Genomic DNA, 14,751 nt, shown 5'->3' on the forward strand with positions numbered 1-14,751 from the left:
TCCGAGCAGCTACAGACGGCGATCAGCTACTTCAAGCTGAACCACTCCGGCATGGCCGCGCAGGCCAGCGCCGTCACCAAGAAGACCAGCCCGCGCGACATGCGCTCGGCGGTGATGGCGTCCGCGCCACACATGAATACGGGATCGGCATCGACCCGCACGAAGCTCAATTCGGGCGGTTTCGATCTCGATCTCGATGGGGCATCCGACGACCTTGACGGCGAATTCACGCGTCGCGGCGCTGCCTGAATAAATCGGGCTGTGTGAGGCGCAGCCCCTTCCCAATCAAGAGCCGGACGATGTGCCCGGCTCTACAAAGACCTGCCGGTGTGTACCGGCGACAATCATAATGCGGACGCAGAAGGCGTTCGTGGGGACGATGGACAATCTCAAATGAGATTCACGATCAAATTGAAGCTTGGACTGGCGTTTACGGCAGTCATTCTGGTGTCGGGTGCGATGGCCGCATTCTCGATTTCTAATCTGAGTTCGTTGAATGGCGCGATCACGCAGATCGTTCAGGGGCCAGCCGCGAACCTGAAGGATTCGAACGATCTGGCAAACGCAGTTCTGATGGCCATCCGTGCCGAAAAGAACGTCATCATGAATTCCGATGCGACCCAGATTCAGTCCTATATCGATGCGGTGACGAGCGAACGCGCCAAGGTCGAGCCGATCCTTGCAAGCATTGAGCAGGACCCGGACGCCGAAGTGCATGCTATTGGTGCCAAGTTCCGCGAAATCCTTCCCAAGTGGGTTTCGGTGCAGGATCAGATCGTGTCCCTCGGTAAGCAGAACACTGCCGAGACCAATGCTCGCGCCGCCTCACTGTCCATGGGCCAGGCCGCGGAGATCAACGACCAGATGATCGCGCTGCTTGACGACCTCAATGCCGAGATCACCTCGACCCTCTCGCAGATGGATTCTGATACCAACGCTCAGTATGAATCCTCGAGCCTGATGCTGTTGGTAGCGGCCGGCTTTACCCTGGCCCTGTCGCTGGCCGTCGCTTTCTGGATTTCGATGACCATCAGCTCCGGCCTCCGCCGCGCGATTGGCCTTGCCGATGCCATCAGCATTGGCGATCTCAACCAGAAGATCGAGCACAAGGCCAATGACGAGATCCGCGATCTCGCCAATTCGCTGACCGTGATGACCGACAATCTCCGCGCTTCGGCCAATATTGCCGACCAGATCGCCAATGGCGACCTGACGGTCCAGCCAAAGCGCCTGTCCGAAAAGGACACGCTCGGCATTGCGCTCGAACGCATGGTCGAAAAACTGCGCGACGTGATCACCGATGCGATCTCTTCGGCCAACAATGTTTCGGCCGGTGCGCAGGAAATGTCGGCAACGGCCGAGCAGCTTTCTCAGGGCGCGACGGAACAGGCCTCGTCCACCGAGGAAGCCTCGGCTTCCATGGAAGAAATGGCTTCGACCATTAAGCAGTCGGCCGACAATGCTAGCCAGACCGAAAAGATCGCCCGTCAGTCCGCTGCCGACGCGATCGCTTCGGGCAATGCCGTCAACAACGCTGTCTCTGCGATGCAGACGATCGCCGAAAAGATCATGGTGGTGCAGGAAATTGCGCGCCAGACCGATCTCCTTGCGCTCAATGCGGCGGTGGAAGCGGCACGCGCCGGCGAACATGGCCGTGGCTTTGCGGTCGTCGCCTCCGAAGTGCGTAAGCTTGCAGAACGCAGCCAGGCTGCAGCGGCTGAAATCTCGACGCTCTCCGGCACCACGGTCAAAGCGGCTCAATCGGCAGGTGACATGCTCAACAAGCTCGTGCCCGATATTCAGCGCACGGCCGAACTGGTGGAAGAAATCACGGCCGGTAGTCGTGAACAGAATGCCGGCGCAGCCCAGATCAACACCGCGATCCAGCAGCTCGATAAGGTCACCCAGCAGAACACCTCCGCCTCCGAGGAGCTTTCCTCGACGGCAGAAGAACTGGCGNGCCGAGCAGTTGCAGGCCGCGATCAGCTACTTCCGCCTTGGCGGCGCGGCCAGTGCCAATCTCGCGGCAAAGCCGGCCAAGCGCGACATCAAGGCGGCGGTGCTCTCTGTCTCCCCGCATATGAACAAGTCCGGCGCCAAGCCCAAAGCCAATATGGGCGGCTTCGATCTCTCGCTCGATGGCGGGACGGATGAAATGGACGCGGATTACACCCGCGTAGCTTAGGAAAGAGGAAGATGGCCGATCACAATCAATTCGTGACCCTGGGTGTGGCGGACGAACTTTTCGCCGCACCTGTCACCAAGGTGCAGGAAATCCTCGACATGCGGGCCATTTCCCGCCTGCCGCGGGCGCCGCAGAACTTCCTCGGCATCATCGATGTCCGCGGGCAGGGCGTGCCGGTGCTCGACCTGCGCCTGACGCTCGGGATGGAGCCGGCGGGCGACTCGGAGACGACGCGCATCGTCGTTCTCTGCGTTCAAAGTGCCTCCGGTCCCGTGACGCTTGGCTTGCGGGCCGACCGGGTCTTCGAGGTGACTGTGCTCGACAGTGAAAGCCTCGATCCGCCACCGGCGGTCGATGCGCGCTGGCAGAACCACTGCATCGAGGGCATTGGCCGTCGCAACGGCCAGTTCGTCACCGTGCTTGATCTCGACAAGCTCCTCGGCGGCGAGACGGCAGCGCTGTCGGCCGCCTGAGGCGACAAACCATCCTGCCGCTCGGCGCCACGAAGGCATCGAGCGGCTGAACGATCATCACACCCAAGTTCTGGCCCAGAAGGGCGCAGTTGGGACGACCGGCGCATGCCAAAAGCGTGGACCGGCCAGGGAGACAAGAGTGGCTTTACTAGCGCGTGCCCCCATTGTTGAAGCCGATGGCGAAGACCACCTCAGCGTTGCCGACTTCAGCAAGATTTCGACGCTGATCGGCAATGAAGTGGGCATCCGCCTGCCGCCGGCCAAGCGCCTGATGGTTGAGGGGCGCCTGCGCCGTCGCCTGCGCGCCTTGCAGATCCCGACCTTTGACGCCTATTGCGATCATATCTTCCGCGGCGATGGCATGGCGGCAGAACTGACCTATCTCATCAATGTGGTGACGACCAACAAGACCGACTTTTTCCGCGAGCCGGAACATTTCGAACTGATGCGGTCAAAGATGATCCCCGAATTGCTGGCCGCCCGCACGGGCGAGCGCAATCCGATGGTCAAGGTGTGGAGCGCGGCGGCTTCGACCGGCGCCGAGGCCTTCACTTGCGCCATGGTGCTCGCCGACATGGTCAAGGAAAGCGGCGGCTTCCGCTTTTCGATCCTTGGCACCGATATTTCAACCGATGTGTTGGCGCAGGGCCAGCGCGGGGTCTATCCCGCCGACCAGATCGTGCCGGTGCCCCAGCAGATGCAGGGCAAATACCTGATGTGGGCGCGGAAGCCTGGCCTCCGGCCGGATGTGCGCATCGTTCCCGAACTGCGCAAGCTGGTGCAATTTCACCGGCTCAACCTGATGGACGAGAAATATCCGTTCGATCGCGACGTCGACATCATCTTGCTGCGCAATGTGCTGATCTATTTCGACAAGGCGGACCAGGCCAAGGTCATTAGCCGACTGGTCAACCATTTAAGGCCCGGCGGTTATCTACTTCTTGGTCATTCCGAGTCCATGGTCGGCACGTCAATTCCCGTGCGGCAGGTTGCACCTGCCGTATTCCAGCGAGCGTGAGCCAAAAGTCATGAGCAAGATCCGCGTCCTCATCGTGGATGATAGCGCTTCGGTGCGTACGACGCTGAGCGAGATCATCTCTGCCGATCCGGACCTCGAGGTCATGGCGACAGCCGCCGACCCCTATGTCGCAGTGGAGAAAATCCGGCATGAAATTCCGGATGTGATCTTTCTCGACGTCGAAATGCCGCGCATGGACGGCCTGACATTCCTGCGCAAAATTATGTCGCAGCGGCCGATCCCGGTCGTCATCTGCTCGGGCGCGGCCCAGGCGGGCTCCGATACGCTGATGCAATGCCTTGAGGCCGGCGCAGTCGATGTCGTGACCAAGCCGCGCATCGACACGGCGCAGTTTCTGCAAGAATCGCGCATGCGCATTTGCGATGCTGCCAAGGCGGCCGCCCATGCCAAGCTCAAGGGCCTCAAGAAGGCGGCGCCGGAACTCAAGGTCGAAGCCAAGCTCAATGCCGACGCGATCATTCCGCCGATTTCGGATACACGCCGCGAAAGCCTGATTGCCCGCATGCCGGTGACCGAGCCGATTATCTCCATTGGCGCTTCGACCGGGGGCACCGAAGCGCTGCGCGAAGTGCTCGAAGCGCTGCCGGAAAACAGCCCCGCTATCCTCATCGTCCAGCATATGCCGGAAAAATTCACGGGCGCCTTTGCGCGCCGGCTCGATTCCACTTGCGCCATTGCCGTCAAGGAAGCGGAAGACGGCGATCTGGTCATGGCCGGGCGGGCGCTGATCGCGCCGGGCAATGTGCATATGCAGCTCGTGCGCAACGGCTTGCGCTACACGGTGAAAATCGTCGAGGGGCCGCATGTGTCGCGCCATCGGCCATCCGTCGATGTGCTGTTCCGCTCGACGGCGCAGGCGGCCGGTCGCAATGCGCTGGGCATGCTGCTGACAGGCATGGGCGACGATGGCGCGCGGGGGCTCCTCGAAATGCGGCAGATGGGTAGCCCGACGGTCGCCCAGGACGAAGAAAGCAGCGTCGTCTTCGGCATGCCCAAGGAAGCCATTCAGCGCGGTGCCGCGGTGCGTGTCTTGCCGCTCTCGCGCATGGCTGGCGAAATCAATGCCTTTGGCCGCAATGGCAACAAATCTACAGGAGGCCCGGCGTGATCAAGAACAAGACCCAAGCCAGCACCGTTTCCGCCCTTTCCGCCGCCGTCGCCAAGCCGCGGCAGGATATCGAAGAATCCTTCGTTTCCGTCGGCGCGCGGCTTAGCGAAGGCGCCATGATGCTCAACAAGCTGACGCGGCTGTTCGAGGCGCTGCCGACAGCCTTGCAGGGCGAAGAGGTTATCGAGGCCAGTAGCCAATTGCGCTCGGTCGCCAGCACCGCGCGGCAACTGACCGAAGACTTTGGCAAGGAAAAGGCCAATCTTAACCGGCTCGTCGAGGTGGTTTCAGCGGCCAATGGCCCGATCAACGAATTGCGCCGCACGGTCAAGATGATCGGCATCGTCTCGATCAATGCGCGCGTCACGGCGGCCGGTATCATTGGCGACAGCGACGACTTCGATGTGTTCACCACCGATATCGCCACGCTCTCCAATTCGGCGCATACGACGATCCACGAATTCAGCCAGGTCTATCGGCAGCTGACGGCGGAGGTCGATCGGGCGGCGAGCCAGCGCGAGCGCTTCGACAAGGCGCATGCCCATACGCTGACCGAATTGGCCCAGCAGCTCGACGAGACGCTCGAAGCGCTCGATCGGCAGCGGTTGACTGCGGTCGAAGGCAGCGCCGAAACCGGCCGTGTCTCGCGCCAGATCGTCGGGCGGATCGGTAGCGCCGTCATGGCATTGCAGGTCGGTGACTCGACGCGTCAGCGGCTCGAACATATCGAAACCGGGCTCGATTGCCTCGCCGATATTATGGCGGGTAAGCCGGTCGATGGCGCAGTGCTGGATGACGCTGTGACGGCGGAGGCTCTGGCGGCGTTGTCGACGCTGGAACAGGAACAATTGCGCGCCACGGCGTCGAGCTTTGCCGATGAAGTGGGCGAAGCGGAAGGCGCGCTGCAGGCGCTGGCGATCGATGCCAGCACCATCATGACGGCGAGCCGCAATCTCTATGGCGGCAAGGGCGGCGACGCTTCGGCGCTCTCGACATTGAGTGCGCAACTGCGCGAGGCCGCCGCGATTTTGCGGGACTGCGAAACCGAGCGCAACAAGCTCGAAGCGCTCGCCGCTGCGGTGCAGCAGACCGTTTCCGTGCTGCTCGGCCATGTGGCGGCGGTGCAGGAAATCGAATCCAATATGCGCCTTGTCAGCTTGAACGCTGCGGTGCGCTGTGCCCAGCTTGGGCCGCGTGGCGCGTCGCTGACCGTGATTGCAGCGCAGTTGCGCGAACTGACCACCGAGACCGTCGTGGCTGCAGAGGCTGCGATGACCCGGCTCGATGAAGCCTCGGCTTTGGCTGGTGCCTTCGTCGAGGCCGCAGGCGGCGAAAATGCGGGCCAGATCGGACGTCTCGAACAGTTGGCCAACCACGCCATGACGCTGCTCACCGGGCTCGACGAGCGGCTGTCGGTGGCGTCGGCGAGCCTCAATGCCGATGGTCCAAAGGTTATCAGCCTGCTCCAGGCAGCGGCCAAGGGGATCGACGGTCAATCGCGGCTTGCCGAGACCATGGACGACATTGCGCTGCAAATTGCCGGGCTTTCGACCGACCCCATGCCCGACCCGATCTCTGAGGCGCTGGCGCCGACGCTCGAGGGCCTGCGCAAAACCTATACGATGGAAGGCGAGCGCCAAATCCACAACCGGCTCTTTGGCAATGCCGCGCCGGCCGTGGAGGTCGAGGATGCCGCCAATGACGACATGGACCTCGACGCCCTGATGTTCTGAAAAAAAAGGCCCGCTTCGGCGGGCCTTTTCTTTAGCGGGTGCAGGTGGCCGAGACTTTGCCCCAGGCACCGAACGAGCCTTCGACCTGCTTGGCATAGCCCATGGGCGTTGCGACGCGGGCGCCGGTAATGATGACTTGGCCAGCGCGAAGCGGATAGCCGCGCTTTTCGGCGTGGGGGGCGAGCCAGACGAGAGCGGCGAGAATGTCGGACCAGTTGGCGCCGGTTTCGACGCTCTTTGAGACAGCGCTATCGTAGCTCAGCGACACGGCAAGTGTCTGGACTGCCGACTGGATATCGCCCGAAATGGCCGGACCGACGACGACCGCGCCATTGCTTTGGAGATCGCCGAGCTGCAGGTTGCGCGGGGTGGCATCGCGATCGACGAAGGGATTGCCGACGAACTCGAGCGCCGGATGCACCGAGGCGATGGCGGCATGGGCAGTTTCGGCATTCACAGTGCCGGTAAGATCGGCGCCCAGTTTCACCGCGACTTCGACTTCGGCGATGATGAAGCGGTGCTTTGCCGCATCAAGCGTGGCGCCATTGTCAAAGTAGCGATTGGCAGGAATTGGGGAGCAGATGGGTTCGCCCTCGCCGCCAGCCAGGATTTTCCAGCCGCCCGAGGGGCCGATGCCGGCCATGATCTTGTTTTGGAGCGCATAGACCGCCGCCATATCGGCAGGGACGTCTTCGGCCGGAACCGGGCCGACTGGCGCGCCGCCATCGTGAGCGGAAATCAGGGCTTGGCTCAGGGCGTCGAGACGGTCGGTCATGGAGAGGGGCTTTCGCTTCTGGTTTCGATCAGGCGGATTCCGGCATCCGCGCAGAGCGTGCGGATGGAGTCGTGCGGGCAAAAATCGGTGATGAAGGTATGGGCCTGGGAGAGATGGCCGATACGAACGGGGGCAGTGCGGTCGAATTTGCTGGAATCGGAGACGAGGATGACATGGCGCGCATTGGCGATGATCGCCTGGGCGACCTTGACCTCGCGAAAATCGAAATCGAGCAGCGCGCCATCGGCATCGATGGCCGAGACGCCGATGACGGCGAAATCGACCTTGAACTGACGGATGAAATCGACGGCCGCTTCGCCGACGATACCGCCATCGGCCGGGCGCACAACACCACCGGCGATGACGACTTCCATCGAGGGCACGGTGCGGAGGCGATTGGCGACATTGATATTATTAGTGATGACCATCAGGCCGCGATGCTCGGCGAGTGCCTGGCTGACGGCCTCGGTGGTGGTGCCGATATTGATGAAGAGGGAAGCATCGTCGGGGATGAGCGCGGCGGCGGCGCGGCCGATGGCCTGCTTTTCTTCCGTCGCGATCTGTCGACGCGCTTCATACTCGACATTTTCGACGCCCGAGGGATGCATGGCGCCGCCATGGGTGCGTTTGAGCGCACCGCGATCGCAGAGGATATTGAGATCCTTGCGAATGGTCTGGGGCGTGACGTCGAAGGCTTCGACCAGTTGCTCGACCGTGACCCCGCCCTTTTGCCGGGCGAGTTCGACGATCTGGGCCTGTCGCATCTGAGGGTTCATAAATGTGCCCTTGGCTTTCGTTTCGTGAGTAAACGAAAGCGGAGGCGGGGGGAAGGGCGCAGGGCTATTTAGCGAGCGCCGACCACTTCACCTGCGGCACAAAGGTGAAATCGCGATCGAAGGGGAAGCTGGGGCGCGGGGTGTGGTTGCGGGTGGTGCGCTCGACGAACTGGTCGACGACACCGGGCGAGAGCGCCATGATCCCGGGATTGGCGATGGGGCCCAGTTCGGGTGAGAGATAGCCCGATTTCACCGCGATGATCTTTGCGCCATGCGGATCGAGGCCGAGCTTGGTGAAATCGAGGATATTGTGGAAGGGGCGGCGGCGGGCGGTGAGCACGAGGTCGATGCCGCCGATGCGGACCACAGCTTCGCGATAGAGCGGGTTTTCGGTTTCCAGGAGGAAGACTACTTCGGCTGACACATCGACTGGAGTCGAAGACGGGTCGAGGCTGGCGCCGATATGGAGCGGCAGGGTGGCGCCGACACCGGCTGCATAGGCGGCTTCGGTGGCGGCGCGATCGGCAATGCCGGCAAAGATGACGCCCCGGGCGTTCTTGGCGATGAGGGCGGCTAAAACTTCGGCGCGGTCGCCGACGCCGCCGCCCGTCGGATTATCGCCAGACTCGGCGAGGACGACGGGGTAGGTAGTGCTGGCAATGGCTCGATCGACGCAATCCTCTATCGAGCCGGTCTCCATGCCAAAAACGAACTTTTCGCGCACGTCCCAATAATCCTGCGCGAGCTTTGTCGCGGCCGCTTCCATCGCGGCCTTATCGGTGCCGGTGATGACGGCGCAGGCGGTGGCACGGGGCTCGTCGGCCCAGACATAGCCGACCTGGAAGGAGGCATCCCAGATGCCGGTCGGTTCTTCGATCTCATGGAGCTGGGTGTAAAAACTCTTTGCCGGTTCGTCCTGGGTGGAGGTGCGTTCGCCGGGGAGGAGAACGGGAACGGGCGCCCAGGCGAGCTTTGGGCGCACGCCAGTGCGAAGGGCCCGGACCAGCATGGTGACGGCGCGGCGCATGGTGTCGGGCACGTCGATATGGGGCGCGGTGCGATAGGTCGAAAAGATATCGAGCCCGTCGATGATTTTCTGGCTGACATTGCCGTGGAGATCGTAGCTCGCGGCGATCAGGACGTCGGGGCCGACGAGGTGGCGCACGGCCGCGATGAAATCGCCTTCGGCGTCGAACATGCCGTCGACGAACATGGCGCCATGCATGGCGAGATAGACACCATCGAGCGGCAGAGCGGCGCGAATGCCATCGAGAATCTCGGCCTTCCACTTGTCATAGAGCGCGCGTTCTACGGCGCCGCCGGCAATGGCGCGGGCGTGAAGCACGGTGATGAATTCGGCCGGGAAGTGCGTCAGGAAATCAAAATATTGATCGCGCAGCATGGCGGGGCCGCGCAACACGCGAAAATCGGCTTCGCGCGCGATGACGGGATTGTAGGTCGAGCATTCGGTGTGGAGACCGGCAACGGCAATGCGCATCAGAGCACTCCTGGAACTTCGGCTTCGGGATTATGGGTGCTTTTGACCGGCTTGGGCACGAGGCGGCCGGTGAGCAAGAGGCTGAGGAGGAGGAAGGGCACGACGCAGGCAATGCCGATGCGAATGCCGGCATGTTCGGCGACAAAGCCGATCAGCGGCGGGCCGATGAGAAATCCGGTGAGGGCGACGAAAGAGAGAACAGCGACATTGGCGGAGGCAGCACGATCGCCGAGCCCAGCAGCGGCTGTGACGGCGAGCGGGAAGCCGACGGAAACGCCGATGCCAATGATGCCGAAGCCCATCAAAGCCAGTTCGACCCCCGGTGCGAAAAATAGCAAAACACCGCCGATGACGGCGAGGGCGCCGCAGAGGCGGGCCGTGCCGACGGCGCCGAACCGGCGCTTGAGAAAATCGCCGCCAAAGCGGCCGGCGGCGACCATGAAGGCGAAGAGTGAATAGCCGAGGCCGACGAGCCCGCCTTCGGCCGAAAGGGCATCGCGGAGGAAAATGGCGGACCAATCGGCCATGGCGCCCTCGGTCATGGTGATGCCGAAGACAAAAAGACAGATGCCGATTAGGGCGGGGCTCGGGAGTGACCAGGCGGATTTTTGCGTCTGGCCTTCGGCGGGCGCGTCATGAAGTCTTGGCAGGGCGGTCGCGGTGGCGAGCGCGATGGGGAGGACCACGGCGGCAAGGAGCGGCACGGCGCTTTGCGGGGCAAGGCCGATGGCGGCAAAGCCAGAGCCGATGAGGCTACCGGCCATGATCCCCAGCGACCAGCAGCCGTGCGAGGTATTCATGATCAGCTTGCCGCTCGATTTTTCGACGAGATCGGCCTGCACGTTTAGCCCGAGTTCGACAAAGGAAATGGCGGAACCTGCCAGCATGAGGGCAATGAAGAGGAGGATCGGGTGCGGCGCCAGGACCGGCAGGCTGACGGCTGCGGAATAGAACACAAAACCCCAGAAGATGGCGGCGCGGGCGCCGATCTTGGCAACGAGCGGACCGGCAAAGGGCAGGGTGATCAGCGTGCCGCAGGGCATGCCGAGAAGGGCGAGCGCGAGGCCAGCGGGACCGAGATCCAGGCCCGCCTGGATTTCAGGGATGCGCGGCAGCCAGGAGCCGAACGCGATGGGCTGGAGGAAGAAGGCCAGCATGGTCAGGCGCTGTGGGGTGAAGGACATGGCAATGCTCGGTCTCTGGTGGCTCTCCCCCCTTTTGAACCGCGTCATCCCCGCGAAAGCGGGGATCCCGAAGCCTCAGAGATTCCCGCTTTCGCGGGAATGACGCTGTGGGCAGGTAGAATGGTCAGTGGCTCAGCTCGATTTTCCCATTGGGTAAGGCAGATAGCCCACGAAACCTGTCAGCTTCCACTGGCCCTCGACCTTGCGGCAGAAGTAGAGGGTTTGCCAGTTGAGGCGATCGGTGCCGCCGTCGCTTAGTTTGATTTCGCCGTTGAACTTCTTGTGCGCAATCGCGCGGGTGTCGGTGATTTCGATTGCGGTCAGGCTCGTCGCGCGGTGAATGCCGGCTTCGACATCCTCGGCATAGGATTGGGCCTGGCCCTCACGCGCTTGGCGCAGCCACTCGTCACGATAGTCGGCAAGGGTGGGAAAGCTGATGGTCCAGCCGTCGGGATTGTCGTTCCTGTTGCCATTGATGCCCATAAAATCGTCGGCGACGAAATCGTCTTCGACCATGGACCAATCGGCCGCGACATAAGCGGCAATATCCCGTGGGACCAGCATGGTCCAGATGGCCGAGCGGTCGGCGTCATTGGGAAAAGGGTTATCGGACAGGCTCACTCGGCTTCCCCTGCGCCAGTCACGCCAATATTTAGCGAACGGTTTCCGGCGACTGTATCAGATTTTCAGACATGTCATTCCAAGGGCTAATCCTGAAAGAGGCCACATGGATACCAATTGCATCATGCTGCGATGAAAGCCCGATCTTGTCCACACCCAAAATGCCCGTCTACCCCCACTAACAGCTTATAAATAAAGCAAAGTGGCGCCAGAAGCGGCAGTGATTTCGGGTGGTTTAAATTGGTATTGTCAGGCGTCCGAATCTATGTTGACATTGTGTCATAGAGCCGCCTAGGCTTGAAAATCGTTTACACAAACGACAGCGGCCCGAAAAGAGGCTCGCGGTTTATAGGCAGGGAACATCGTCGTCATGCGGGTAGGCATTATCGGCCTCGGCTATCGTCTTGCATATCTGGCGCGCGTCTTTTCCGCGGCGCGCGACGATTTCGAGATCGTTGGCTATGTCGATCCCGCTCCCGCAGGTCTCCCCTATACCCAGGAACATGGCGTATCCGTCGGCAAGGCCTATGGCTCGCTTGAAGCGCTGATCGACGAAGGCAATCTTGACCTTCTGATGGTTGGCTCGCCCAATCACCTGCATCTCGAGCATATCCGCATCGGACTCGAGCGCGGCATGAAGATTTTTGCCGAAAAGCCGGTCGTGACTTCGGTCGAGGAAACGATGGCGCTGGCCGAGCTCATTGCCCAATATGGTTCGGACAATGTCATGGTCGGTCTCGTGCTGCGCTATGCTCCGCTCTATGTCGATCTGCGCAAAGCGCAGGCCGAGGGCAAGATCGGCGATATCGCCGCCATCGAGGCGTCCGAGACCATTCCGCCCTACCACGGCGCCTTTTTCATGCGCGATTGGCGCCGCTACGCCAAATATGCCGGCGGCTTCATGCTCGAAAAGTGCTGCCACGACCTCGACCTCTACAATGGGGTGATGGGCTGCCGCCCGCATTATGTCTCGAGCTTTGGCGGTCGCCGCAGCTTCGTGCCAAAGAATGCGCCCCAGGGCGCTGGCGCCAATGACCTTGAAGTCTATCACCGCAAGCCATCCGGCTGGGAAAGCACCGAAAACGTCTTTGATAGCGATGGCGATATCATCGATTTTCAGACCGCGATGGTGCAGTACGAAAACGGCGCGGCGCTGACCTTTCACACCAATCTCAACGTGCCCGACGATTTCCGCCGCTTTGCGGTGATCGGCGCCAAGGGCATGGCGGAGGGCGATTTCGTCCGCAATTATTTCAAGGTCACCGATAGCCGCACGTCAGAGCGGCTCGAAGACAAGACCTATCAGGCGAGCGATCTCTCGGCCCATTATGGCGCTGACGAGCAGATGGCCGAAGATATCTTGAAGCACATGATCGAAGGCGCGCCGCTGCCGGTTTCGGTGGTCGATGCACTTGAGGCGGGGCTTCTGGCGCTATCGATCGATGAGGCGATGAAAACGAGGTCCGTCGTCGACATGGCCCCGATCTGGCAGCGCTTCGATGCGGCCTTGGGCCGAGCGAGCTGAGGGAGAAAAGCCGATGACCAGCACCCGTAGCGCAACACTCTTCGCCTTCGCCCTGCTGGCTCCGGCACTCATCTATATCACGGTGATCGTCGCTTATCCGCTTGTGGATACGATCATCCTCTCCTTCACCAATGCCGCGCTGCGTCCGACTTATGATTTCGTCGGCTGGGCCAATTACCAGCGCATCTTTACCGCCGGCAACTTCACCGAGGTCATCATTCGCACCCTGATCTGGACCTTCTTCTCGGTCTCGATCAAGATGATCATCGGCATGTTCGGCGCCGTGCTGCTCAATGCCGCCGTGCCTGGCCAGACTGTGTTCCGCATCCTCACCATGCCGCCCTGGATCGTGCCCATGGCCATCGGCATCTATATGTGGGCCTGGATGTATAACGGCCAGTTCGGCATGATTTCGGGCCTCTTGCAGAATTTTGGGCTGACCAATGGCCCGGTCGCCTTCCTTGCCTATGGCAATACGGCCTTCTGGGCGACGATCATCACCGACGTCTGGATCGGCGTGCCGATGGTCACGATCTATTTCCTTGCTTCCATGCAGTCGATCCCCAAGGATCTGCACGAGGCGGCCTGGACCGATGGCGCAGGCCGCTTTTATCGCTGGCGCCGGATCACCCTGCCGCTGATGCTGCCGGCGATCATCACCATGAGCCTTCTTTCGCTCATCGCCACGTTCAATTCCTTCGACATCATCTACATCCTGACCAATGGCGGTCCGTCTGGCCAGACGACGACGATGATCATCGACACCTACAAGACCGCCATGGGTAGCCGCAAATATGGCGAAGGCGCTGCGCGCGCCGTGGTGATCTGTATCTTCGTGTCGATCTTCTGCCTTGTCTATTTCCGCGCCGTAAGGAAGCTCTCGCAGGGAGAAGCCAAATGAGCGACGTCGCCCGCACCACCGAAATCGCCGCCGTCGATAGTCCCGCTATCGTCAAGCCCAAGGCCCGCCGCCGCACCGCCCGCGCCATGATAGACCGCTATCAGTGGTATGAGGTCGCAGCGATCTATCTCGGTATCGCGGTCTTTTTGTTCTTCGTGCTGGCGCCCTTCATCGAAGGGTTTCTGGTCTCGCTTAAGCCGCTCGCGCAGCTGTTTTCGACGCCCTATAGCTTCATCCCGAAGAATGGCTCGTTCGACGCCTACTTTAACATGTGGACCTCGGTTCCCATGCTGGGCATGCACATCTTCAATTCGTTCTTCATCTCGAGCGTCGTGACGCTGATCGTCGTCGTCATCGTCGTGCCCGCAGCTTACGCCTTTGCCCGGTTCAACTTTGCCGGCGCGGGGATGCTGCTGGGGCTGTTCCTCGCCGTCAACATGTTCTCGGGCGCGGTGCTGCTCATTCCGCTCTTCCGCCTGATGCGGGCCATGGGGCTGCTCAACACGTATTTTGCAATGATCGTACCGGGGGCGGCTTTCCTGATCCCATCCTCGATCTGGCTTCTGCGCACCTATATGCTGCGCATTCCGCGCGAGCTTGACGAAGCCGCCTGGGTCGATGGTGCAAGCCGGCTCTATACGCTGCGTCGCGTCATCTTGCCGCTTGCCATGCCGGGGATCGTCGTCGTCGCCATCATGACTTTCATCGGGGCCTATGCGCAGCAGTTCATCTTTGCGCTGACCTTCAATTCCAAGACCGAGTTCATGCCGCTGCCGGTCGGCCTCTTTGCCTTCTTCGGCAAGCAGGAAGTGCAGTGGAACGAGCTCATGGCCGCCAGTTTCGTGGGGATTCTGCCGGTCATGATCGTGATCATTTTCCTGCAGCGCTATCTCGTGGCAGGCCTGACCGCAGGGGCGGTCAAACAGTAGAATT

The 14,751-nt window shown here is 61.5% G+C and carries 13 protein-coding genes; 8 read left to right on the plus strand and 5 right to left on the minus strand.

All coding sequences use genetic code 11. The features are described from left to right. Window positions 1–393: 393 nt before the first annotated feature. The 5 genes from ASE94_RS01390 to ASE94_RS01410 form a co-directional block, all read left to right on the plus strand. Window positions 394–1,959, plus strand: a 1,566-nt coding sequence (locus ASE94_RS01390; protein WP_244483881.1) for a methyl-accepting chemotaxis protein, incomplete at its 3' end; no start/stop codon positions are given. Between the two features lie 237 nt (window positions 1,960–2,196). Further along, entirely contained in the window at window positions 2,197–2,658 is a 462-nt protein-coding gene (locus ASE94_RS01395) for a chemotaxis protein CheW (RefSeq protein ID WP_062628888.1), read from the plus strand. A gap of 139 nt (window positions 2,659–2,797) precedes the next feature. After that, entirely contained in the window at window positions 2,798–3,676 is an 879-nt protein-coding gene (locus ASE94_RS01400) for a CheR family methyltransferase (RefSeq protein ID WP_061911695.1), read from the plus strand. 10 nt (window positions 3,677–3,686) lie between these two features. Beyond that, window positions 3,687–4,805, plus strand: coding sequence for a chemotaxis response regulator protein-glutamate methylesterase (locus ASE94_RS01405; protein WP_061911696.1), 1,119 nt, complete (start codon window positions 3,687–3,689; stop codon window positions 4,803–4,805). Next, a complete protein-coding gene (locus ASE94_RS01410; RefSeq protein ID WP_062628889.1) occupies window positions 4,802–6,538 on the plus strand; it encodes a hypothetical protein in 1,737 nt (578 codons plus the stop codon). The genes ASE94_RS01405 and ASE94_RS01410 overlap by 4 nt, the downstream gene beginning before the upstream one ends. 31 nt (window positions 6,539–6,569) lie before the next feature. On the opposite strand, the gene ASE94_RS01415 is transcribed toward ASE94_RS01410, so the two are convergent. The 5 genes from ASE94_RS01415 to ASE94_RS01435 form a co-directional block, all read right to left on the minus strand. After that, window positions 6,570–7,313: a fumarylacetoacetate hydrolase family protein gene (locus ASE94_RS01415; RefSeq protein ID WP_062628890.1), complete on the minus strand. Its 744-nt coding sequence runs from the start codon at window positions 7,311–7,313 to the stop codon at window positions 6,570–6,572. Further along, window positions 7,310–8,089 (minus strand): DeoR/GlpR family DNA-binding transcription regulator, encoded by a 780-nt coding sequence (locus ASE94_RS01420; RefSeq protein ID WP_062628891.1) that lies wholly within the window; start codon window positions 8,087–8,089, stop codon window positions 7,310–7,312. Before ASE94_RS01420 ends, ASE94_RS01415 begins: the two co-directional genes overlap by 4 nt. 64 nt (window positions 8,090–8,153) lie before the next feature. After that, window positions 8,154–9,587 (minus strand): M81 family metallopeptidase, encoded by a 1,434-nt coding sequence (locus ASE94_RS01425; protein ID WP_062628892.1) that lies wholly within the window; start codon window positions 9,585–9,587, stop codon window positions 8,154–8,156. Continuing rightward, window positions 9,587–10,771, minus strand: coding sequence for an MFS transporter (locus ASE94_RS01430; RefSeq protein WP_062628893.1), 1,185 nt, complete (start codon window positions 10,769–10,771; stop codon window positions 9,587–9,589). Before ASE94_RS01430 ends, ASE94_RS01425 begins: the two co-directional genes overlap by 1 nt. 132 nt (window positions 10,772–10,903) lie before the next feature. Next, entirely contained in the window at window positions 10,904–11,392 is a 489-nt protein-coding gene (locus ASE94_RS01435; RefSeq protein ID WP_062628894.1) for a hypothetical protein, read from the minus strand. Between the two features lie 370 nt (window positions 11,393–11,762). Between ASE94_RS01435 and ASE94_RS01440 the strand changes: the two genes are divergently transcribed. From ASE94_RS01440 to ASE94_RS01450, 3 genes are all read left to right on the plus strand, one after another. Continuing rightward, window positions 11,763–12,917, plus strand: a complete 1,155-nt coding sequence (locus ASE94_RS01440) for a Gfo/Idh/MocA family oxidoreductase (protein ID WP_062628895.1) — start codon at window positions 11,763–11,765, stop codon at window positions 12,915–12,917. A gap of 13 nt (window positions 12,918–12,930) precedes the next feature. Further along, complete coding sequence (locus ASE94_RS01445; RefSeq protein ID WP_061911704.1) at window positions 12,931–13,818, plus strand: sugar ABC transporter permease; 888 nt, start codon at window positions 12,931–12,933, stop codon at window positions 13,816–13,818. Between the two features lie 86 nt (window positions 13,819–13,904). Further along, window positions 13,905–14,747 carry a carbohydrate ABC transporter permease gene (locus ASE94_RS01450; RefSeq protein WP_061911791.1) on the plus strand — a complete coding sequence of 281 codons (843 nt, stop codon included), beginning with the start codon at window positions 13,905–13,907 and terminating at the stop codon, window positions 14,745–14,747. Window positions 14,748–14,751 lie beyond the last annotated feature (4 nt).

The sequence above is a fragment of the Devosia sp. Leaf64 genome, assembly GCF_001421945.1.
In the GTDB taxonomy this organism is placed as follows: domain Bacteria; phylum Pseudomonadota; class Alphaproteobacteria; order Rhizobiales; family Devosiaceae; genus Devosia.